Origin of the sequence: Natronococcus roseus, assembly GCF_043677095.1 — an archaeon.
Classification (GTDB): domain Archaea; phylum Halobacteriota; class Halobacteria; order Halobacteriales; family Natrialbaceae; genus Natronococcus; species Natronococcus roseus.
In genome coordinates this window covers 320,889-340,977 of sequence record NZ_JBHLJR010000004.1, presented here as the reverse complement: position 1 = coordinate 340,977, position 20,089 = coordinate 320,889, and the positions used below count along the sequence as shown (strand labels likewise).

The following is a 20,089-nucleotide window of genomic DNA, read 5'->3' as shown; positions in this document are numbered from 1 at the left end:
CGCGAGATCGTCGATGATGAAGGGAGAAGTGGGTTCGGCTCGAGGTGGCAGAGGGGTCGGTGATCGTCGAAGTCGTGGATACGGGCCTCGATCGAGCCTGCACACTCCTCGATTGCTTCTTTCCGAGCAGAGGAGGATGAGCGTGATTCTGAACATAAGGAGGCGTCCGACCGACACTCTCCGTTGTTCCGAGCGGATGCTGGTGAGTGTGACTTCCGTCCTCGCCGTACTGACACCGTTGAGCGCGTTCCTTTCCTACTTACTCTGGATTAGCCGACTCACGTTGGTCGCCACCGAGATAACGGTATATTTCGTTCTGGTTATTAGTCTGCGAGTGCCCTTGCGAGCGGTGACGGTGCGACCGCTGATTTCAAGGCGGCTGATGTCGAGTTCGGCAGGCATGAAGAGTCGATTTGTAAGGTCGAGTACTGATCTTACAAATCTGGCCTGTTCTTACGCTGCTAGCGACACCGAAAACAAGCGTGAATGTATTATAAACTATTCAATTTCTGGTGCATTGCCATGAGAACTGGGGCCCTCGTCAGGGTGTGAATCCGAATCATCAGAAACACCATATATAGTAAACTCACCGCTTTCACTGGTTCCCGGATCTGGCGTACTGCCATCGTACCCTCCAATTAGTAGAGAGACACCTACTGATTTTCCAGAATCTAGTATCACGCCTTCCGCAGTCATAGATGCATTAGGGTCATCGTGCCCAGTATATGCCTCAATATTCCAATGACCCGAGAGGCCATCAAAATCAACCCATACACGGACTTCGCGAGACCCTTGGTTAACTATTGTAAAGGCATCAGTGAATTCAGTCGAGGCATCAGCGTTCAGGTCATCAATATCGAGTTCAAGTCTACCATCATCGTAGCTAGCGATATCGCTTTCACCTGTTTCAAGACCCAAATAAGCATTTCCATCATTTCTAACTCGAAGATCCAGATTTCGTTCCGCTTCGACTGCTGAAAACGCACCTGAACCAACAAGTGCACTTGCTCCGATTGCTGTACTCCCCGCACCGATCAGGAATTTACGTCGTTCCATGGTAACACCAGTTGTTGCGCGCTCGAGCTACCGACCAACCGTCACCCGCCAACGTGGCCGTCGTCTTCGAGCGCATGCAATTCGGCCATCGATAGCACACCCCTTTTGTATACACTGGCAGGAGGGACGACACTCCGACGCTGCAGTTCAGTACCGTCTGCGTGACGTTGCTCGGCGAACGAGTACGGGCTTCCAGTGGGACCTGCAAGCGGAACATGCCGCAGCGAACGGGAGTACGTGAACCGTGAAACGATGGCTCAGGCTGAGTCTGTCGACGTCGAATGACAGTTGTTCTCAGTGAAAGCGTCGAATCCGGTCCTCGAGTCGGTCACCAACTACCCGATATGAGGACATCGACGACAGCTCGGCTTCGAGCACGTTCTGCGGCTCGAGTGACCGACAAAAGAACGAAAACACGTCACCGTTCCACAGTTCGTCCGAATCGACTCGAGAAACCCGAAAATCGCTACTAATCGGCGTCGTCGCTGTCGTCCTCGAGCTCCGCTTCACCAGACCCGTCACCGATGACCGTCGGCTCCTCGGCTTCCTGCGGGTCGACCTCGAGAACCGGATCTCGATCGTCCTCGAGCCCCTCGGGCGCGTACACGTACACCGCCTCCCCGTCGACGACGTAGTACCGCCCGTCGCGCTCGTCCTCGAGCACGCGCCGATCGCAGTCGACGGCGACGTCCACGAGGTCCTCGAGGGTCTCGATCTCGATCCGCGAGCGCTCGCGGATCTCCGCCGGAAGCCGTCCCCGAGAGATCCAGTCGTCGAACGCCTCGCGCTCGTAGCGGGCGTCGATGCGCTCGAGTTCGGCCGCCGAGGGCGCGAGCGTTCCCTTCCGCCGAGCGGTGCCGAGGACGCCGAGAGCCGCGACCGACCCGACCCCGAGCAGGGCGAGAACAACAGAACTGAGCCCGCCGGAGCTCCCCGCGACCGCGACCTCCTCGGTTCGCTCCTCGGTGCGTTCCTCGGCCGCGGGCGCCTCGACCACGTAGGTCGCGTCGTCGGGTTCGATGACCAGCTCGTAGCTGTCGACGCGATCGATCGACTCGCCGTCGATCGTCCCCTCGAGGGCCACCCGGACCTCGACGACCGTCTCGAGGTCGCCCGCGGATTCGTTGAGGTCCTCCTGGATCGCCTCGGCCTCCGCGGCCGTTTCGGGCACGTCGACGGCGAACGACGTCGTGTGCTCCTCGCCGGGCTCGAGGCCCTCGATCTCCTCTTGGGCGATCGTCTCGTTGACCGCCCAGTACTCGACGACCTCCTCTTCCTCGTCGTCGGCCTCGCCGACCGACCGGATCACGCGGTCGGCCTCGACGTCGACCGCGACGTCGCCCTCGGGCGCGTCGTACCCGTAGGTGAAGCTCGCCTCGAGTTCGGGTGCGATCTCGGCGAAGTACATCGAGCGATCCGAGAGCTCGGTGCCGACCGGGAACACCTCGTTTTCCTCCTGGACGGTCGCGCCGTGGTCGAAGCCGCCCGTCGTCGACCACGCTTCGACGGTTCGCTGTTCGAACTCCTCGTCGCTGTCGTCGGCGACTGCACCGTAGGCACCCCACCCCCCGAGGAGGGCGAGCGCGAGCAGGGCGACGACCACCACGACGAACCACTCGTCGAGCGCGGTGCGAAGCCGCACGCGCCGCCGGTCACTGATCACGGTCGATCCCCCCGCCGTTCGAGTCGTTGTATCGAATCATAGCTATCAGTCGTTCACACCGCCCGGGGAGCGCGAGCGAGACCGCGAGCGCGTCCTGATCGTCCCGGTGCCGACCAGCAGGGCCAGCGGCGCGACGATTATCCCCGTCAGCACCGCCGTTACGGAGGCCATCGCCGCCCACGGGTGGATCGCGTGCAGGGTCGCGATCGCCGGCTCCGGCAACACCGCGAAGTAGGTGCGTTCGCTCACCGATCGGAGGTAGTACCCCGTCTCGGGCGGCGCGGTGTAGGCGACGGTCGCCGTTTCGTTCTCGCCGTAGCCGAGGGTCGTCCGCTCGCCGACGGCGACCCCCTCGCTGGCCGGCTCGACGATCGTCACGGTCGGCAGGAGCCCGCCGTTGTACAGCTCGTACTCGTGGCTCTCGGTCTCACCCGCGGGAATCACGTCGGGGCGATCGGAGTCGAACTCCGCGCTGACGATCCCCGTCTCGGTCGTCCCTGACATCGCGACCATCGTCGCCAGCGAGACGACGACCAGCAGCGCGGCCAGTCCGACGACGAGCGTCCGCGCGTCGTACACGTCCGCGCGCGAGCGCTCCCGCGTGCGCTCTCGAGTCGCTCCGCTCCGTCGCTCGAGCGCGAGCGAGGCGCCGAGGACGACCAGGCCGAACGCGAGCAACAGGTACGACAGCCCCTGGGTGCCGAGCACGGCGGTCGTCCCGAGCGTCGACGCCAGCTGTTGCTGACCCGACTCGAGCCCGCTCTCGACGCCCATCACGGCGGACCCGAGGTGGGGGACCGTCACCGGCTCACCGTCGACCTCGAGGGCCGTCGCGACGACCTGACCGTCGGTGACGAGTGGTTCGCCGGAGTCCTGGTCGGGGAACGGGTTCGCGTCCCCCTGGGTGACGTAGCCCTGGTCGGTAACCTCGACGACCCGGTGGGTCGTGAGCCCGCCGCCCTCGATCTCCTGGGCGTCGAAGACGATCACGTCGCCCTCCTCGACGGGGCCGGCGACGGCGGTCGGAACCGCGACGAAGCCGTCGCCGGTCTCGATCGTCGGCTCCATGCTGCCGGTTTCGACGTAGCTGAGCGCGATCGGAACCCCGAGCAGGTGTCCCGCGACGATTGCGAGCAACACGACGGCGACGGCGCCGATCGCGGCGAGCTTTGCGTATCTCCGCGCGTTCCCCTGTTCCTGTGTGCTCATCGTCCCCCCGCACGTCCGGGTTCCCGCCCCCGAGAGATCGGACGTACCCGGAACCGACGACGAGCGGGCGGCCCCTTACTATAGGCACGTTAGATAACGTCTGGCAGTGCCTGTAGGTCGACAAGCCGACCCTGAACCCCCGCTATCGGTCGTCAATACGGTCTTGAACTGTAACGGTAGTATCAAACGAACCGGCAAGCGCTGCCAGAACCCCTCCACTGTGTAACTCGACCGAACAGTGACGAAAGCCCGAAGACACCGCTTTCAGGCCCTATCAATCGAATTCTATTCAAGTGCTGTTCGGGAGCTATCCTCTACGCTCTCAATAATAAATATCGTCGGTAATGATGAGCCAGTGTACCTCACGCTCACCGGGGGGTGGCGCCGAGGGTTACGAAGGGAGGGATCCGAATGAGTGTCAGCAAATTGGACGAGGAGGAGCTCGAAACGGGTGAACTCGATCGAGACGACGTCTTCGAGATGTTGAGCAACCAGCGCCGACGCTGGGTACTGCACTACCTCAAACGGGAGGAGGGGGAGCGAGTCGACCTGCGTACCCTCGTCGACTCGGTGTCCTCGTGGGAGTACGAGACGCCCGCCGACGAGCTTCCCTGGAAGAAACGGAAGCGAGTCTACACCTCGTTGCGACAGTCCCATCTGCCGCGGCTCGACGAGACCGGCGTCATCGAGTACGACCGCAACCGCGGCGAGGTCGCGCTCACCGACGAAGCCCGGAAGCTGCAGCTGTACCTCGAGTACGTCCCCGAGGACGACATCCCGTGGAGCCACTGCTATCTGGGCCTGTCGGGAGTCGGCGCGGTGATTACTGCGCTCGCGTGGGTGCCGGTGTACCCGATCGGCGAGCTCTCGGCCGTCGCGCTGGGCGCCCTGCTCACCGCGATGTTCGGCGTCTCGGCGATCGTCCACACCTACTACCTGCGGCGAAACCGCATCGGCCACGAGGGGCCGCCGAAACGATGAGCGGGCGTATCGGGATCGCTCTGATCGCCGTCGCGATCGCCCTGCTGATCACCGCGAGCGCCGGCACAAGCGTCGTCTCGATGGACCGCTCGATCGCCGTTGAGGTCGTCGACGACGAAGACGCGAACGTCGCCGTCGAGCCAGTCGAGGTGACGAACGAAGGAGAGTCGGCAAACGAGAGCGATACCGCTGCCGACGCGACGACACAGGCGGACGACGAGGAGGAACTGCTGACTGTCACCAATCGATTCGCTGATTCGATCGAGGTGACGGCGTTCGAGGCGCCGTCCGGCGTCGAGATCGAGGCCGAGGGGACCGAGATCGAACCCGGCGAGTCCACCAGCCTCGAGGGAACGGTCGACTGCGACGAGCTCGAGTCGGAGCCGGAGGCGACCGTTGAACTCGACGGGAGCGGCGTCACGATCTCCCAGACCGTCGATCTCGAGGTGGGCTGCTCGGACGCGTCGGTCTGACGGGAAATCGGAATGTTAAGGGCGCCGCTCCACTACCGGGTTGACGTACAATGACTTGGATCCGCGCGCTCGCGGCCGCCGGGCTCTCCGTGCTCCTCCCCGGTGCGGGCCACGTGTTCATCCGCGACTGGATTCGTGGCCTCGCCTTCGGCGGTATCTTCGTGGCGTCGCTGGCGATCTTGTTTCCCACCGATCAGATCGCGGCCGCCGACTCGCTCTCGGGAGCGGTGAGCGTCATCACCACCGAGACCGACACGATAAGCCAGTTCGTCATCTCGTTTATCATCCTCTTCGCCGCGATCGACGCGACGTTTCGGTCGATGGGATTCCCGCCGGGATCGAACAACGGCGCCGACCAGGACGGGCCGAGCTGTCCCCACTGCGGCAAACCCCTCGACGAGGACCTCACGTTCTGTCACTGGTGTACGACGCGCCTCGAGCCGGCCAACCCCGACGACGACGAACCGACGAACTGACGGCGGCTATTTTTCGATGATGCTCTCCTCGACGGCCTCGCCGAAGTGGCGAGCCGTGTCCTCGTAGTACAACAGGAGTTCGTCCCCGGTCTCGAGGTCGGTCACCGCCTTCCGACCCCCGCTCGTGGGAACCTTGATCGTCTCGGCGTTCTGGAGCAGGGTCTCGACGCGGTCGCCGTCGGCCGTCTCGAGGGCGACCCGGAACATCGGCCGCTTCTCGATCTTGACGCGGCCGACGATCGCCTCGCGGGTGTTGCCGTCGGTGTCGACGACCTGGACCTCGTCGCCGCTCTGGAGCTCCGAGAGATACTTCGTGCCGCCGTCGGGGGTGCGGACGTAGGCGTGGACCGCGCCCGCGTTGACCCGGAACGGACGGGAGGCGACGTACGGCGACTCGGCGGTCTCGGCGTGGACGAAGACGAGCCCGCGGGCCATCGAGCCGACGAGCATCCCCTCGTCGTGCTCGAGCAGGGAGCCCGTATCGACGCAGACCCGGTCGGCGCTGCCGATCTGTTCGACGTCGAGTACCTCGGCGTACTCGAGGTCGAGGGTCTCGCGCTCGGCGGCGTCCCGGACCTCGACGGTGCGACGGATTTCGTCGGGATCGTCGGAGTCGAGGAGGACGGCATCGGCACCGATCTCGAGCGTCTCGAAGGCGGTTCTGGCCTCCTCGGCGCTGGTGACGCCCGCAACGAGTTCCGTTTCGTCGCCGATCCGCGCGATCAGGTTCTCGAGCGGGATGATCGTCCAGTCCTCGCCGACGACGATCGTGTGGTCGGCTTCCTCGGCGGCCGACTCGGCGAAGGCCTCGTACTCCTTCGCGAGGATACGGACGTAGGCACCCCGGTCGAGCTCGCCCTCGCGGCGCAGCGTCGAGAGGTCGGCCGAACCCGACAGATCGCCAGGAAGATCGATTGTCCCGTCGCCCTCGCCGTGCTTGCCGACGACGACGGCGTCGGGCTCGGCGGTCGACGCCGGCTCCGACTCCGCCTCGGCGTCGACGACGTCGACGTCGTCGACCAGGGTGACGTCCCCGTCGGTTCGAAACGCCGCGACGTTGATCTCGCCGAGTTCGCGGACGCGTCCGACGTCGTCCTCGTCGACCAGTACCCAGTCGGCGCCCGCCTCGAGCGCGGTCGTGATCCGTGCGCGGCGGGCGTTCCAGTCGCCGACGGCGTCGTCGGCTTTGACCCAGACAGCTCTCGTCATAGCTCGAGTCTCGAAGGGGAACGGCTTGAACGTGGCGGATCCGACAGCAGTCGTGGGAACCGAACGGTCGGGCCGACGACCCCAAAAGTGTGCCGGGTTTCCACCTGTCGCGGGTCGAAACGTTCAGAACGCTCGCCATCGTACCGGAGATCAGATGGCTGTCTACGACGCGATCTGTTTCGATCTCGACAGCACCCTTTGCGAGCCCACGCAGGACCCCGCCGCGGTGCTCGAGCGGGCCTTCGAGGGCGTCGACCGCGACCCGTTCTGTACCCCTACCGATCTCCGTGCGGCCGTCCCCGCCTTGCCGACGGTCGGGACTGCCGAGGAGTTCTACGCCGAACTGTTCGCCGAAGTCGCCGACCGGGCCGACGCCGACCCCGAACTCGCGCCCGATCTCGCACGACAGTACCTCGAGGTACAGGACCCGAGCGCCGTCCGGTTTCGTCCCGGCGCCGAGACCGCCCTCGAGTACGCCCGCGAGCGCGGTCGGGTCGGGCTGATCACCAACGGCGGCCGGAGGACCCAGATTCAAAAGCTGCGGGCGCTCGGCATCGAGGACGCCTTCGACGTCCGCGTCTACACGGATCCCAACGCCGGCGTCCTCCCGAAACCTGACGCCGCGCCGTTCGAACGGGCGCTGGGCGCCCTCGAGGCGAGTCCGGAGCGAGCGATCCACGTCGGCGACTCCCTGCGGGCCGACGTGGCGGGCGCCAACGCGATGGGGCTGGATTCGGCGTGGATCGACGTCGGCCGCGACGACGTCGCCCGCGAGCACGAGCCGACGTACGAACTCGACTCCCTCGAGGAATTCGCGTCGATCGTTTAGCTCTCGGGCAACAGATCGGTGTGGACGACCGCCCGGTACCGGCTGTCGGTCGCCTCGTCCAGTCGTGCGAGCAGAGCGGCGACCGCGGGCAGCGACTCCGGCAGCTCGAACTCGCCGCTGCCGTCGTCGCGTTGCTTGCAGCGCTTGACGAACGAGCGGATCGCCTCGAACTCCCCCTGCTGGACGTAGACGACGCCGAGCCTATCGTCCCCGTCGGGCACCTGCCCGCGCCAGGTCTCGAGGACGGTTTCGACCGTCGAGCGAGCGGCCTCCTCCCTGGCGGCGATGTCGGTCGCGTCGGGTCCCTGCCCGTCGAACAGCTCGTCGAAGGTGTCCTGGAGCTCGTCGGCGTTTTCGGCCAGCGACGGCGCCGACTCGTCGGCCGCCAGCAGCTCCGCGAGCGCCTCGAGCTCGATCCGGCGGACGGCGACGGGGTAGACGAACTCGTGGCTCTCCTCGGGCAGCTTGTAGGAGTGGCCATCGATTCCCTGCTGGCCCTCCCCCGACCGCCCGAGCATCAGATCGAGTATTCCCATGGCTGGACCTGTACTCGGTTTCCGGATAAGTGTTCCGCGCTCCGCTCACCAGTCCTCCCCGAGCGCGGCCTTCGCGCCCCCGTACCCGCTCGCGGCGTTCCAGGTTCGGCCGCTGTCGACGTGCTCGACCTCGAGGGCGCCCCCGCAGTCGCCACACCGATACCGGCCCGGCGTCCGAACGGGCTCGGACGCCCGGTGGCGCGTCGCTCGCCAGTCGCAGTCGTCCCCCCGACAGCGGAGCACGTACCGCGGCTCGGCAAAGGAGCGACAGCGACGCGGCGCCTCGAGCCGGGCTGCAAGCTCCTGAAACCGCTCGCCGTGGCCCGACTCGCCGAAGCGCTGGAACTCCCAGGCGTGGACGAGTTCGTGGCGGACGACCGCCGCGAACTCGGCCCACTCGTAGCGCTCGTAGGCCCGGCGGGCGAGGACGATCGTCGCCACCTCGCGATCGGCGTCCCACCGACACAGCCCCGCGCGGCGACGCGCCCGTCCCGACACCGCCCACTCGATCGCGTCGAGGTCGAGTTCGAGGCCGTGTTCGTCGACCACCTCGCGGGCGTGGATCCGCGCGCGGGCGAGGATCTCGTCGTCGATCGTGAGCGCCTCGTCGGTCACGGCTCGACGGACGGCCCCCCGTTCCGAAACGGTTTCGACCGACCCTTCGGCACGCCTTTTTCCGCGCGCGCCGACCGTCGACCATGAGCGACCCCCCGCTTCCGGAACCACGACGCCCCGACCCGAACGATCCGGTTCGTCCCGCCGTGCTCGTGCTCGTCGCGGTCGCCGAACCGCCCCTGGACGAGCGCCGGCCCTGGCTCGAGCGGGCCGACCTCGTCGACGCGCTGACCGTCCCGGGCGCCGACACGCCGGTCTACCTCACCGACGACGGCGTCGCGGTCACGACGACCGGAATCGGCAAGAGCGACGCCGCGACGACGACGACGGCACTGCTAACCGCTCCCGGATTGGACCTCGAGTCGGCGTACGTCCTCTCGGCGGGGATCGCGGGCGGCCCGCCGTCTCGAGCCGCACTGGGCTCGGTCGTCCTCGCGGATGCGGTCGTCGACTGGGACCGCAAACACCGGTGGGATCGGGGCGAGGCAGACGACCAGCGAACGGACGACCCTGCCGAGTCGATCGACACCCTCGCCTACCGTCCTCGGGACTACGTGCACCGACTCGAGGATCGGCTCCTCGAGCCGGCGCTCGACGCAGCAGCGCAGATCGATCTCGGGGCCGATCCCGAGGTCCGGGCCTACCAGGATCGGTACCCGACCGCACCCGACGACGGGCCGACCGTCGAGGTTGGAACGACCGTCTGCGGCGACGAGTTCTGGCACGGCCCGCGCTACGCCAGGGAGGTGGACTGGCTCTGCGAACGGTACGGGGTCGCCCCCTACGCGACGACCCAGATGGAAGACGCCGCGACGGCGACCGCCCTCGAGCGGTTCGGCCTGCTCGAGCGCTACCTGAGCGTACGCGCAGTCTCGAACTACGACCGTCCGGCGCCCGGCGAGACCGTCGAAGAGAGCTTCGACGGCACCGCGGCGAGCCTCGCGCTGGCGATCGACAACGCCGAGCGCGTCGGCTCGGCGATCGTCGAGGAACTGCTCAAGTCGGATCCGGTCGACATCCGGGGGTGAGCGAGCGCAGTTCGGCCGAAAAGCGGAGACGGCGTCTCAGGCGCCGCGCGGTTCACTCGCCGGCGGCGCCACGTCGTCCTCGAGCCGGCGTCCGCTGTAGGCGACGGCGGCCATCGAGACCCCCGTCGTGAGGAGACTGATCCCGACGAGCAGCCCGATCACCCAGGCTGCAGTCGCGGGGAAACCAGCCCACAGAAGCCCTGCGAGAACGAGCGAGAGGACGCCGCTGGCGGCGATCCAGGCCCGTCCCGGTTCGCCCGCCATCCGAAGACTCACGCCCAGTTCGGCGAGGCCGTCGACGAGCAGGTACGCGACGACCAGCATCGTCAGACTGAGCAGGCCCAGGATCGGATTGACGAGCAGCAGCAACCCAGCACCGATCGACACCGCTGCGAGTGCGAGCTGCCACAGCGATCCCCGCCAGCCGCGCGCGGTGAACGCGTGTCCGGCGTGGACGATTCCGCCGACGACCAGCAGGGCGCCGACGACGAACGTGATCGCGAGTCCCGTCGCGAACGGCAGGAGTATCGCGAGCAGGCCGAGCAGCGCGACGACGCCGCCCGCGATCGCGAGCGTCCGCCAGCCCTTCTGTAACGAGTAGGTTCCGGGTTCGGTAGTTGGTGTGCTCATGAAACGCTCCGAACGAACGGACGCGTCGCACGGAGATAGCGGTTATCTGCGCGCTGACAGTAACTCCGAAAAACGGACCAGTCCGTACGTGAGAGGGCCGAACGCGAACGAAACGGACGAGCGCGCTACCGATCAGACCTCGAGTGCCAGTCCAGACCTGGTCAGCGCCTCGTCGACGGAGAGGTCGTCGTGGACGATCCCGCCGACGGCCGTCGCGATCGCCTCGGGGTCCTCGTGCTGGAAGATCGAACGCCCCATCGAGATGCCGGCGCCGCCGGCGTCGGTCGCGCCCCGGACCATCTCGAGGGTCTCGCGGTCGGTGCCCCGCGAGCCGCCGGCGATGACGACGGGAAGTCGGGTCGACTCGATGACGTGCTGGAAGCTGTCGGCGTCGCCGCTGTAGCCCGTCTTCACGAGGTCGGCGCCGACCTCCTCGGCGAGGCGGACGGCGTGGCCGAGCGACTCGGGGTCTTCGGAGTCGACCCCCGGGCCGCGGGCGTAGGCCATCGCGAGGACGGGGATGCCGTACCGGTCGGCCTCCGCGGTGATCTCCGCGAGCTGGCTGGTCTGGTCGGGCTCGTAGTTCGAGCCGACGTTAATGTGGAAGGAGACGGCGTCGGCGCCGACCCGGATCGCCTCCTCGACGGTGCCGGTCAGCCGTTTGTCCTGCTCGTCGGGGCCGATCGTCGTCGACCCGTTGAGGTGGACGATGTACCCCTTGCCGTTCTTGTTGTCGTGGACGCGGGGGGCGATCCCCTTCTGTGTGAGGACGGCGTCCGCGCCGCCACGCGTCACGCCGTCGATGGTCGATTCGATGTCCTTCAGTCCCTGGACGGCGCCCATCGTGATGCCGTGGTCCATCGGGACGATTACGTACGATCCGTCTGTACCGATCCGCTCGAGTCGTGCCTCGGTGCCTGTGGTCATTGCGAGTGTCTAGCAATCAGGTGGTTATGGCTGTTCTGGTTCCGGTACATCTACCCCGCCGCCCCGGAGGGCGCCGCGTTTGAGCTCCTCGGCTTTGGCCTCGAGGGCGTCGGCCGCGGGGGCGTCGCCCTCGCCGTGTTCGGCAATAATGTCGACGAGCGCGCTGCCGACGATGACGCCGTCGGCGCCGGCCTCGATTATCTCGGCGGCGTGGTCGCCCTCGCTGACGCCGAAGCCGACCGCCTTCGGAACATCATACTGCTCGAGGCGGGTCAGGCTGTCGTGGGTCGCGTTCGAGACGTCCGCCCGCGCCCCCGTCGTCCCCAGGCGGGCCTGGACGTAGGCGAAGCCAGAGACCTGGGACATGATGGTCTCGAGGCGCTCGCCCTCGGTCGTCGGCGCGACGATGAAGACGAGGTCGAGCCCGTGGTCGTCACAGGCCGATCGCAGCGGGCCGGCCTCCTCCGCGGGCAGGTCGGGGACGATGATTCCGGAGAGCCCGACCTCGGCGGCGCGCTCGACGAACGGGCCGACAGCCGCTTCGGAGCCGTACTGAAGGATCATGTTGTAGTAGGTCATCACCAGCAGCGGCGCCTCCGTCTCGAGGTCGTCGACCAGCTCGAAGAAGCCCTCGGGGGTCGTTCCCGCGTCAAGCGCGCGGTTGATCGCCGCTTGGATCGTCGGCCCCTCGGCGATCGGCTCCGAGAACGGCAGGCCGAGTTCGATCAGATCCGCGCCGCCTCTGTCGAGGGCCTCGACGTACTCCCTGGTGTCCTCGAGAGAGGGATCGCCCGCCGTGATGTAGGTGATCAGAGCCGGGTGGTTCTCGCGGATGACGGCCTCGATCTCGCTCACCGGTCGAACACCTCCACGTCCGGCGCGGCCTCGAGATCGCGCTTCTCGGTTTCCTCGAGGACGGTCTCGAGGTCCTTGTCGCCCCGGCCGGAGACGTTGACGACGACGAGATCGCCGAGTTCCTCGTGGTGCTCTTCTAAGTAGCCAAGCGCGTGACTCGTCTCCAGGGCGGGGATGATCCCCTCGAGGTTCGACAGGCGGTGGAACCCGTTGAGCGCCGCGTCGTCGTCGACGCTGACGGGTGTCACCCGATCGGTCTCGACCAGATACGACAGCTCGGGACCGACGCCGGCGTAGTCGAGCCCCGCGCTGACGCTGTGTGACTCCATGATCTGCCCGTCGCCGCTCTGGAGGAGCTTGGTCATCGCCCCGTGAAGCACGCCGTCGGTGCCCGTCGACAGTGTCGCCGAGTTCGGTGCCAGCGCGTTCGCCTCGTCGATCTCGAGGCTCGAGCCGCCGGCCTCGACCGCGTACAGCTTCACTCCCTCGTCCGGCACGAACTCGTGGAACGTTCCCATCGTGTTCGAGCCGCCGCCGGCACACGCGAGGACGCTGTCGGGGAGTCGTCCCGCCTTCTCTCGAACCTGTTCGCGGGCCTCCCGGCCGATCACCGACTGGAAGTCGCGAACGAGCTTCGGGAACGGGTGCGGGCCGACGATCGAGCCGATCACGTAGTGGGTTCGCTCGACGGTCGTCGCCCAGTCGCGCATCGTCTCGTTGATCGCCTCCTTCAGGGTGCCGGAGCCGGCGGTGACCGGGTTGACCTCCGCGCCGTTCATCCGCATCCGGTAGACGTTGGGCCGCTGGCGGTTGATGTCGGTTCGGCCCATGTAAATCTCACAGGGCATATCGAGGTGGGCCGCGGCCATCGCCGTCGCGGTGCCGTGCTGGCCCGCCCCGGTCTCCGCGATGATCCGCTCCTTGCCCATGTACTTCGCCAGCAGTACCTGCCCCAGCGCGTTGTTGAGCTTGTGGGCCCCGCCGTGGACGAGATCCTCGCGTTTGAGGTAGATCTCGCGGTCGTACCGATCGCTGAGCCGATCCGCGCGCTGGAGCGGGGTCGGTCGCCCGCCGAAGTCGCGCATCCGCTCGCGGAACTCGTCCATAAAGCCGTCCTCGTTCTCGAGAACGTAGCGCTCGTAGGCGTCCTCGAGCTCCTGGACGGCGGGCATCAGCGCCTCGGGGACGTACTGGCCGCCGTACTCGCCGAACGTTGCCTCGCTGTCTCGGTCTCGGTTTCGCTCCGGTTTACTCATTGGGTGTCTCCTGTGTCGCGTCCACGAGCCGTCGCGTGTTTTCGGTCACGTCGCCCGCGCCGTCGTGGTCCATGATCGCGCTGCCGACGAGCAGGGCGTCGGCGCCCGCCTCGCGCATCCGTCGGACGTCCTCGGGGGTCGAGACGCCGCTCTCGGCGATCAGCGTCACGTCGTCCGGAACGTGGGGACTGAGGGATTCAAACGTTCCGAGATCGACCTCGAGTTTCGCCAGATCCCGGTTGTTCACACCGACGATCTCGGCGCCCGCCTCGAGGGCGTCCTCGAGCTCTCCGCGGTCGTGGACCTCCACGAGGGGCTGAAAGCCGCGATCGCGGGCGGCCTCGACCAACCCCTCGAGGTCCGCTACGAACCGCGCGATGAGCAGGAGGAGGTCGGCCTCGACGACGTCCATCCCGCGCTCCTCGAGCACGAAGTCCTTCCGGAGGACGGGGACGTCAACGGCCGCCCGCACTCGCTCGAGGGCCTCGGCCGACCCCCCGAAGTGGTCGGGTTCGGTCAGCACCGAGATCGCCGCCGCGCCGCCCGCGACCATCGCCTCGGCCAGTTCGACGGGATCGTCCCCTCGGGTGCCGTCGGCGGTCGGACTCGTCGGTTTCACTTCGGCGATGATCGGCACCCGTCCGTCGGCCGCCGCTCGAGCCAGCGCGTCGGGAAGCGACCGCGCGTCGACCGAGAGCCGGTCTCGATCGGCGTTCGATCGCTCCCCGGCGGACTCGAGGATCGACCGTACTTCGGGTGCGAGCTCCGTCGGAGAGTTCATTATTGTACATCGACGTACTGTTATGTACATAAGGCTTGCGTCCGCGGCGCCCGAACGACCGGCGAATATTCAAGTCCGTCGCTCGTATCGCCGTGCATGGAGGATGTCACCGACGCCGGGATCTACGCGCGGGAGTCGTCGTACCTCGATCGATACGTGCAGGTCGGCGTCGCGGGTGGACGGGTGCTGCGGGTCACGTTCCCCGAGACGCCCGAGGACGACGCTGAAACCGACCACGACGTCCTCGAGCGGATCTTCGAGTACCTCGACGGACTCGAGGAGGTCGCGTTCGACGACGTCCAGGTCGCGCTGACGATGCCGACCGACCAGCGGGCGGTGCTGGAGGGTGTTCGGGAGATACCCTACGGCGATCAGGTCGATGTCCGCACGCTGGCGCGGATGACTCCGGAACTCGACCACGAAGAGAACGAGGATCTCAACCTGGTTCGGACGGCCCTCGATAACAACCCCGCACCGATCCTGATCCCGGACCACCGGGTTCGCGACGGCCCCAGCGCCGCGCCCCCGGCGATCGAACAGAAGCTGCGTTCGCTCGAGGGATTGTAGCAGCAGTCGGTACTAGGTATTTTTATCAGCACTAGGAACTCGGATCGGCTGAATCGTTACGTAGACGTGCGAACGGAACACTACAATTCTTGTCAAAGAGATAGTTTTGAAGCACAAAGAATTTACATCTAATACAAATCAATTCTTATATGAACGGGATACACCTCAGTCTCGTTGGGCTACACCTCTCGATAGTAGGTGGGTTTTGGATAGTTAGTACGAACTTCACCACTGCTGCTGTTACAAATATTCACTATATATTACTCTGGGGTGGACTGGTACTCACGCTCGTAAGTCTATTTCTCCCTTCCCAGACGAGAGTTGATAAATAATTCAGGACTGTATTCGTGCGCTTCTCTTGATGAAAGTCAACATCCCCAATTTACAGCGGTACCTACTTGGCCTATACGTAGCGGCTGTCGGTCTCGAGTACAGTTGTGTTATAAATGAACAGGCGTTACGTAGAGATGCACACGTACCTTTTTGCTGCGGGTCCTCGCTCCCTGCGGTCGCTCGAACCGCTTGCAAAAATCTACGCTAAAAAGGCCGCTCGCTCCCGCTGGTCGCTCGCGGGTGCTGCGCTTGTGGCGCGACCGCAGCGGTATCGCCTTCGCCTGTCTGTAACGAGATTCTCACAAGATGTCTCGTGAAAATTCGCACTCCCAGGACGCCGGTTTCTAGCTGTTCCAGGCCGCGTAGATGTAGAGCCCGATGCCGGCGTAGACCAGCAGCGTACTCGCCAGATCGATGATTACCAGTCCGCTCACCAGGTGGGCGAACTGGAGAACCCCGCCCGCGATCAGACAGACCGCGGCACCCGTGACGACCGAGGTCGGATCGTCGGCCTCTCGGTAGAGGATCGCGCCGATCCCGACCGCGATCACCCCGAAGGCGAACTCCGTCACGAGCATCGCCATCGCGTCCTCGGCCAGCGTCGCGTACGCGAACAGGGCGAAGTAAAACAGGATTCCGTAGACGATCAGCCGCCGCATCGACGCCGAGAGTTCGATCGTATCGCTCATACGCGACTCGAGCGTCCCGTCCCCCTTAGCTTTCGAGGGTTCGAGCCCACTCGAGGTCGATCCCCTCGTGGACGACGAACTCGAAGGCGTTGATCAGGTAGTGGGCGACGACGACCACGAGGAAACTCCCTGTCACGATAAAGACCGCCGCCAGCACGAACCCGAGCAGCCCGGTGACGACGACGCCGACGTCGCCCTGCATCCCGTGGCCGAGCGCGAACGCGAGCGAGGACGCCACCGCGAGCAACCACGGCGAAATTCCGAAGCCGACCGAGAGCGCGCCGATCAGCGCCGCCCGGAACAGTAACTCTTCGAAGACGGCGATCAGCGGCAACACGCCCCCGAGCAACACGGCCCATCCTCGAGCCGAGTCGGGCGCCAGCAGCTCCCGGAGCTGTTCGTCGTGGTCGAAACCCAGCCGGGTCGCGAGCGCGGCGCCGAGTTCGTTGGCGACGTAGAGGACGACCCCGACCGCGGTGCCGACGACTAGCCCGGTCTCGAGGTACCCCCTGGAAAATTCGATCCCCAGCGCGTCGGCCGGGACGCCCGTGTAGACGGTCGCCCCCAGCAGAATCAGCGCGAACAGCCCCTGCGAGGCCGCGACGTTCGCGAGCATCATCCCCGTCGTCAGCGAGTCGGGGTCGACGCCGTCCCGACGATCTCGAGGGGACGGCTCGGCCGTCTCCGGCTCGGGATCACGGACGGTCTCAGTCGCGGACACGTCGTCGGGAGCCGCCGACGCCGAACTCGAGCGGGAAGCGTCCACCTCGTCCTCGGCCCCGACTGGCGTTCCGTGGAACTCCTCCTGATCGTCTTCGAGCGGCGACGCTTCGGCGTCGGGGGTGTGATCGGCACCGTCCACAGCGTCGTCGGAGCGTCCCTCGAGATCGATTTCGTCGAACGCCGACTGCGTGAGGTGTGAAAGAACCAGCAACACGAGGAGGACGACGCCGGTGATCGCCGCGAACGCCGTCCACTGAGTCATCTACTGCAGACTCGGGTTCGAACCGCTGGCCGAGCCGACGGCCTGCTGGTCGAACGCCGATCCGGTGATCGACTTGAGTCGATCGACCAGCGAGTCCTTCTTCGGTTCGCCCATCAGGGCGACGTCGAGGACCTCGCTGATGTTCGAACAGGGGATGATCTCGATCATCTCGTCGTACTCGTCTTCGATCATCACGTCCTGTTCGTTGGCCTTCGGGATGATGACCTTCGTACAGCCGGCCTTGGCGGCGGCCTCGATCTTGTGGGTCACCCCGCCGACCGGGAGGACGTCGCCGCGAACCGACAGCGAGCCGGTCATGGCGACCGACTGGTCGATCGGGATATCCTCGAGGGCGCTGATGACGGCCGTCGCGACCGTGATCGACGCCGAATCGCCGTCGACACCCTGCTGGCCGGCCTGGACGAACTGGATGTGAACGTCCTTCTCCGAGAGGTTGACGTCGGAGAACTTCTTGATGATCGCCGAGACGTTCTGGACCGACTCCTCGGCCATCTCCTTGAGCTGCCCCGTGGCGATGACCTGGCCCTGGCCCTGTGCGGGCGCGATCTCGGCCATGACGGGCAGCATGATACCCGAGTCCTCGCCCATGACGGCGAGGCCGTTGACCCGGCCCTCCATCCCGTCGTGGGTAACCTGCAGCTCGTAGTCCTTGCGCCGTTCGATGTAGTCGTCGGCGAGTTGCTGTTCGATCGAGCGCGAGCGGCCCTTGGCCTCGAGGACGTCCTCGCGGGTCGTGAACTCGGCGTCCTCGGCCCGGGCGATGTCGCCGGCGACCCGGACCAGTCCGCCGAGGCTCCGGAACTCGAGAGTGAGATGTTCCTTGCGGCCCGCGCGGCGCTTGGCCTCGAGGATGACCTCCTCGACGGCCTCGCGGGTGAAGTGGGGCAGGCGACCGTCGCGGTCGACCTCCTGGGCGATGAAGCGGGCGTACTTGCGGCGCATCTCGGCGGTATCCTCGATGGTGTCGTCCATGTACACCTCGTACCCGTAGCCCTTGATCCGCGAGCGCAGGGCGGGGTGCATGTTCTCCATCGCGTCGAGGTTCCCCGCAGCGATCATGATGAAGTCACAGGGGACGGGTTCGGTCTGGACCATCGCACCCGAGGAGCGCTCGGACTGGCCCGTGATGGCGAACTCGCCTTCCTGGATCGCCGTCATCAGCTTCTGCTGGGTGCGGACGTCGAGCGTGTTGATCTCGTCGACGAACAGCACGCCCTTGTTGGCCTTGTGGATGCCGCCGGGTTCGACCCGGTCGTGGCTCGGCGTCTCCATCCCACCCGACTGGAACGGGTCGTGGCGGACGTCGCCCAGCAGCGCGCCGGCGTGGGCGCCGGTGGCGTCCTCGAAGGGCGCCTGGCGCTGGTCGCCGTTGTCGACGATCATGTTCGGCACCATCGCGTCCGTGCCGCGGGACGTGTAGCGGAAGATAAACCAGATGATACCCGCCGCGAGGATGCCGAGCAGGATCTGTCCGGAGAGGATCGCGTAGCCGACGACGATCGCGATGATGATCCACATCAGGATCGAACGCATCTGGTTGCGCTTGCGGGCTTCCTCCTTGTGGGCGTCGATGATCTGTTCGCCCTTTCCGGCCGGAACCGTCCTGACCTTCGGCTCGTTGCCGTCGTCTGGGTTGTGGTAGACGAGGACGTCCTGGAGGTCCTCCTGGGGCAGTAGCTGGCTCATCGCCTTGGCCAGCATCGACTTCCCGGTTCCGGGCGAACCGATCATCATCACGTGTCGGCGCTGCTTGGCCGCCTTGATGATGATGTCTCGAGCTTCGTCCTGTCCGATCACCTGGTCGACGAGCCGATCCGGAACCTCGATGTCGTCCGTCGAATCGATCTTGAGTCCGCCGAGCAGGTCGTCCTCGGCGTTCTCCTCGTCGAACTCGACCCCGGGATCGACCTCGACGGTGCTTCCGAGATCCTCGACAGTTTCGATACCCTCGTCGGCGTCGGGTTCCTCGTCGGCGTCGGGCTCCTCCTCGAGCCCGTCGGACGGACGTTGCTCGGACTCGTCGGGCTCCGACTCGCGGCCGGTTTCCTCGATCGGCCTCCCGTCGGACTCGTCGGGCCGGTCGCCGGAGTCCGCCCCCGGCGACCGGTCCCCCTGGCGGTCCGACGACTGCTCCCGCTGGCTCTCGCGGGGAGCGTCGTCAGGTGCGCCTTCGGGGGAGTCATCAACGTTCGTATCGTTACTCATAGAACTCTGTTCAGTACCTGATCCGAAGGGATTGCGACTGATATACTTTCTCCATGCGGAACGCAGCGTCCATGGCCGTAATCGCGGATTACAGCCCCCGGTGGCGGTGATCTGGCCGTCACTGTTTGAGCTCGATCGTCGGCTAGCCGTAAATACCGACTCGGTCCGGCGCCCGCGAGGGAACCCGCCACGCTTAAGCGCAGCCCCGAAACAGTACCCGGCATGAGGGGGTTCTACATCGGCCGTTTCCAGCCGTTTCACAACGGCCACCGCAACATGGTCGAGCAGATCGCCGACGACGTCGACGAACTCGTGTTGGGGATCGGAAGCGCCGACGACTCACACTCGGTGCGGAATCCGTTCACCGCCGGCGAACGGATCATGATGATCACCAAGTCGCTCGTCGACATGGACGTCGTCACCTACGCCGTCCCCATCGAGGACCTGGAACGAAACTCGGTGTGGGTGAGCCACGTCCAGAGCATGAGCCCGGACTTCGACGTCGCCTACTCGAACAACCCGCTGGTCGTCCAGCTGTTTCGCGAGGCCAACTTCGAGGTGCGCCAGTCGCCGATGTTCAACCGCGAGGTCCTCGAGGGAACCGAGGTCCGCGAGCGGATGATCAACGGCGGCGACTGGGAGTCGCTGGTCCCCGAGGCCGTCGCCGAGGTCGTCGACGAGATCGGCGGGATCGAACGGATCCAGATGGTCAGCGGCTCCGATACGAACGGCGACTGATCCCCGGAACCGCTCGGCCGCGGGACA

Annotated in this window: 21 protein-coding genes; 7 read left to right on the top strand and 14 right to left on the bottom strand. The window is 65.9% G+C overall.

Annotated features, from left to right (window positions below; all coding sequences use genetic code 11):
* Positions 1-498: 498 nt before the first annotated feature.
* From ACFEMD_RS12830 to ACFEMD_RS12820, 3 genes are all read right to left on the bottom strand, one after another.
* Positions 499-1,056 (bottom strand): hypothetical protein, encoded by a 558-nt coding sequence (locus tag ACFEMD_RS12830; RefSeq protein WP_394741380.1) that lies wholly within the window; start codon positions 1,054-1,056, stop codon positions 499-501.
* A gap of 469 nt (positions 1,057-1,525) precedes the next feature.
* Entirely contained in the window at positions 1,526-2,719 is a 1,194-nt protein-coding gene (locus ACFEMD_RS12825) for a DUF5305 domain-containing protein (protein ID WP_394741379.1), read from the bottom strand.
* A 45-nt stretch (positions 2,720-2,764) separates the two neighbouring features.
* Complete coding sequence (locus tag ACFEMD_RS12820; RefSeq protein ID WP_394741378.1) at positions 2,765-3,928, bottom strand: signal peptidase I; 1,164 nt, start codon at positions 3,926-3,928, stop codon at positions 2,765-2,767.
* Positions 3,929-4,339: 411 nt separating this feature from the next.
* Here ACFEMD_RS12820 and ACFEMD_RS12815 point away from each other — a divergent pair, with 411 nt between their 5' ends.
* Genes ACFEMD_RS12815 through ACFEMD_RS12805 form a run of 3 tightly spaced genes read left to right on the top strand, consistent with a single transcriptional unit; the run spans position 4,340 to position 5,858 of the window.
* Entirely contained in the window at positions 4,340-4,909 is a 570-nt protein-coding gene (locus tag ACFEMD_RS12815) for a DUF7344 domain-containing protein (protein WP_394741377.1), read from the top strand.
* Positions 4,906-5,382, top strand: a complete 477-nt coding sequence (locus ACFEMD_RS12810) for a hypothetical protein (protein ID WP_394741376.1) — start codon at positions 4,906-4,908, stop codon at positions 5,380-5,382. The genes ACFEMD_RS12815 and ACFEMD_RS12810 overlap by 4 nt, the downstream gene beginning before the upstream one ends.
* A gap of 50 nt (positions 5,383-5,432) precedes the next feature.
* The gene (locus ACFEMD_RS12805) at positions 5,433-5,858 is read left to right on the top strand and encodes a DUF7575 domain-containing protein (RefSeq protein ID WP_394741375.1); all 426 of its coding nucleotides are present in this window, start codon (positions 5,433-5,435) and stop codon (positions 5,856-5,858) included.
* A gap of 6 nt (positions 5,859-5,864) precedes the next feature.
* Here ACFEMD_RS12805 and ACFEMD_RS12800 read toward each other — a convergent pair whose 3' ends face one another.
* Positions 5,865-7,067: a 3-dehydroquinate synthase II gene (locus ACFEMD_RS12800; RefSeq protein ID WP_394741374.1), complete on the bottom strand. Its 1,203-nt coding sequence runs from the start codon at positions 7,065-7,067 to the stop codon at positions 5,865-5,867.
* Between the two features lie 154 nt (positions 7,068-7,221).
* Between ACFEMD_RS12800 and ACFEMD_RS12795 the strand changes: the two genes are divergently transcribed.
* Positions 7,222-7,896 carry an HAD family hydrolase gene (locus ACFEMD_RS12795; RefSeq protein WP_394741373.1) on the top strand — a complete coding sequence of 225 codons (675 nt, stop codon included), beginning with the start codon at positions 7,222-7,224 and terminating at the stop codon, positions 7,894-7,896.
* Here the strand turns inward: ACFEMD_RS12795 and ACFEMD_RS12790 are convergent.
* Positions 7,893-8,432, bottom strand: coding sequence for a hypothetical protein (locus tag ACFEMD_RS12790; RefSeq protein ID WP_394741372.1), 540 nt, complete (start codon positions 8,430-8,432; stop codon positions 7,893-7,895). The two genes, ACFEMD_RS12795 and ACFEMD_RS12790, sit on opposite strands and share 4 nt — an antisense overlap.
* Before the next feature lie 45 nt (positions 8,433-8,477).
* Positions 8,478-9,047 carry a SprT family zinc-dependent metalloprotease gene (locus tag ACFEMD_RS12785; protein WP_394741371.1) on the bottom strand — a complete coding sequence of 190 codons (570 nt, stop codon included), beginning with the start codon at positions 9,045-9,047 and terminating at the stop codon, positions 8,478-8,480.
* Positions 9,048-9,130: 83 nt separating this feature from the next.
* Here ACFEMD_RS12785 and ACFEMD_RS12780 point away from each other — a divergent pair, with 83 nt between their 5' ends.
* Positions 9,131-10,075 carry a phosphorylase family protein gene (locus tag ACFEMD_RS12780; RefSeq protein ID WP_394741370.1) on the top strand — a complete coding sequence of 315 codons (945 nt, stop codon included), beginning with the start codon at positions 9,131-9,133 and terminating at the stop codon, positions 10,073-10,075.
* Between the two features lie 36 nt (positions 10,076-10,111).
* On the opposite strand, the gene ACFEMD_RS12775 is transcribed toward ACFEMD_RS12780, so the two are convergent.
* The 5 genes from ACFEMD_RS12775 to trpC all read right to left on the bottom strand — a co-directional run bounded on the left by ACFEMD_RS12775 (position 10,112) and on the right by trpC (position 14,524).
* Positions 10,112-10,705, bottom strand: coding sequence for an HdeD family acid-resistance protein (locus ACFEMD_RS12775; RefSeq protein ID WP_394741369.1), 594 nt, complete (start codon positions 10,703-10,705; stop codon positions 10,112-10,114).
* 132 nt (positions 10,706-10,837) lie between these two features.
* Positions 10,838-11,632: a 2-amino-3,7-dideoxy-D-threo-hept-6-ulosonate synthase gene (locus ACFEMD_RS12770; RefSeq protein WP_394741368.1), complete on the bottom strand. Its 795-nt coding sequence runs from the start codon at positions 11,630-11,632 to the stop codon at positions 10,838-10,840.
* A 24-nt stretch (positions 11,633-11,656) separates the two neighbouring features.
* Positions 11,657-12,487 (bottom strand): tryptophan synthase subunit alpha, encoded by an 831-nt coding sequence (gene trpA / locus ACFEMD_RS12765; RefSeq protein WP_394741367.1) that lies wholly within the window; start codon positions 12,485-12,487, stop codon positions 11,657-11,659.
* Positions 12,484-13,743: a tryptophan synthase subunit beta gene (trpB, locus tag ACFEMD_RS12760; protein WP_394741366.1), complete on the bottom strand. Its 1,260-nt coding sequence runs from the start codon at positions 13,741-13,743 to the stop codon at positions 12,484-12,486. Before trpB ends, trpA begins: the two co-directional genes overlap by 4 nt.
* Entirely contained in the window at positions 13,736-14,524 is a 789-nt protein-coding gene (gene trpC, locus ACFEMD_RS12755; protein WP_394741365.1) for an indole-3-glycerol phosphate synthase, read from the bottom strand. The genes trpB and trpC overlap by 8 nt, the downstream gene beginning before the upstream one ends.
* A gap of 96 nt (positions 14,525-14,620) precedes the next feature.
* On the opposite strand from trpC, the gene ACFEMD_RS12750 reads away from it, so the two are divergent.
* Positions 14,621-15,091: an MGMT family protein gene (locus tag ACFEMD_RS12750; protein ID WP_394741364.1), complete on the top strand. Its 471-nt coding sequence runs from the start codon at positions 14,621-14,623 to the stop codon at positions 15,089-15,091.
* Between the two features lie 677 nt (positions 15,092-15,768).
* On the opposite strand, the gene ACFEMD_RS12745 is transcribed toward ACFEMD_RS12750, so the two are convergent.
* From ACFEMD_RS12745 to lonB, 3 genes are read right to left on the bottom strand one after another with little or no spacing between them, the layout of a single operon-like run.
* Complete coding sequence (locus tag ACFEMD_RS12745) at positions 15,769-16,113, bottom strand: hypothetical protein (RefSeq protein ID WP_394741363.1); 345 nt, start codon at positions 16,111-16,113, stop codon at positions 15,769-15,771.
* Between the two features lie 25 nt (positions 16,114-16,138).
* Complete coding sequence (locus ACFEMD_RS12740) at positions 16,139-17,098, bottom strand: CPBP family intramembrane glutamic endopeptidase (RefSeq protein WP_394741362.1); 960 nt, start codon at positions 17,096-17,098, stop codon at positions 16,139-16,141.
* Positions 17,099-19,324 carry an ATP-dependent protease LonB gene (lonB, locus tag ACFEMD_RS12735; RefSeq protein ID WP_394741361.1) on the bottom strand — a complete coding sequence of 742 codons (2,226 nt, stop codon included), beginning with the start codon at positions 19,322-19,324 and terminating at the stop codon, positions 17,099-17,101.
* Positions 19,325-19,546: 222 nt separating this feature from the next.
* Here lonB and ACFEMD_RS12730 point away from each other — a divergent pair, with 222 nt between their 5' ends.
* The gene (locus ACFEMD_RS12730) at positions 19,547-20,062 is read left to right on the top strand and encodes a nicotinamide-nucleotide adenylyltransferase (protein WP_005553865.1); all 516 of its coding nucleotides are present in this window, start codon (positions 19,547-19,549) and stop codon (positions 20,060-20,062) included.
* Positions 20,063-20,089: the final 27 nt, after the last annotated feature.

Bases quoted from the DNA above. Each gene is read 5' to 3' on its own strand.
- ACFEMD_RS12830 (WP_394741380.1), bottom strand. From the start codon at position 1,056: ATGGAACGACGTAAATTCCTGATCGGTGCGGGGAGTACAGCAATCGGA.
- ACFEMD_RS12820 (WP_394741378.1), bottom strand. From the start codon at position 3,928: ATGAGCACACAGGAACAGGGGAACGCGCGGAGATACGCAAAGCTCGCC.
- ACFEMD_RS12815 (WP_394741377.1), top strand. From the start codon at position 4,340: ATGAGTGTCAGCAAATTGGACGAGGAGGAGCTCGAAACGGGTGAACTC.
- ACFEMD_RS12810 (WP_394741376.1), top strand. From the start codon at position 4,906: ATGAGCGGGCGTATCGGGATCGCTCTGATCGCCGTCGCGATCGCCCTG.
- ACFEMD_RS12805 (WP_394741375.1), top strand. From the start codon at position 5,433: ATGACTTGGATCCGCGCGCTCGCGGCCGCCGGGCTCTCCGTGCTCCTC.
- ACFEMD_RS12800 (WP_394741374.1), bottom strand. From the start codon at position 7,067: ATGACGAGAGCTGTCTGGGTCAAAGCCGACGACGCCGTCGGCGACTGG.
- ACFEMD_RS12795 (WP_394741373.1), top strand. From the start codon at position 7,222: ATGGCTGTCTACGACGCGATCTGTTTCGATCTCGACAGCACCCTTTGC.
- ACFEMD_RS12790 (WP_394741372.1), bottom strand. From the start codon at position 8,432: ATGGGAATACTCGATCTGATGCTCGGGCGGTCGGGGGAGGGCCAGCAG.
- ACFEMD_RS12780 (WP_394741370.1), top strand. From the start codon at position 9,131: ATGAGCGACCCCCCGCTTCCGGAACCACGACGCCCCGACCCGAACGAT.
- ACFEMD_RS12775 (WP_394741369.1), bottom strand. From the start codon at position 10,705: ATGAGCACACCAACTACCGAACCCGGAACCTACTCGTTACAGAAGGGC.
- ACFEMD_RS12770 (WP_394741368.1), bottom strand. From the start codon at position 11,632: ATGACCACAGGCACCGAGGCACGACTCGAGCGGATCGGTACAGACGGA.
- trpB (WP_394741366.1), bottom strand. From the start codon at position 13,743: ATGAGTAAACCGGAGCGAAACCGAGACCGAGACAGCGAGGCAACGTTC.
- trpC (WP_394741365.1), bottom strand. From the start codon at position 14,524: ATGAACTCTCCGACGGAGCTCGCACCCGAAGTACGGTCGATCCTCGAG.
- ACFEMD_RS12750 (WP_394741364.1), top strand. From the start codon at position 14,621: ATGGAGGATGTCACCGACGCCGGGATCTACGCGCGGGAGTCGTCGTAC.
- ACFEMD_RS12745 (WP_394741363.1), bottom strand. From the start codon at position 16,113: ATGAGCGATACGATCGAACTCTCGGCGTCGATGCGGCGGCTGATCGTC.
- ACFEMD_RS12740 (WP_394741362.1), bottom strand. From the start codon at position 17,098: ATGACTCAGTGGACGGCGTTCGCGGCGATCACCGGCGTCGTCCTCCTC.
- lonB (WP_394741361.1), bottom strand. From the start codon at position 19,324: ATGAGTAACGATACGAACGTTGATGACTCCCCCGAAGGCGCACCTGAC.
- ACFEMD_RS12730 (WP_005553865.1), top strand. From the start codon at position 19,547: ATGAGGGGGTTCTACATCGGCCGTTTCCAGCCGTTTCACAACGGCCAC.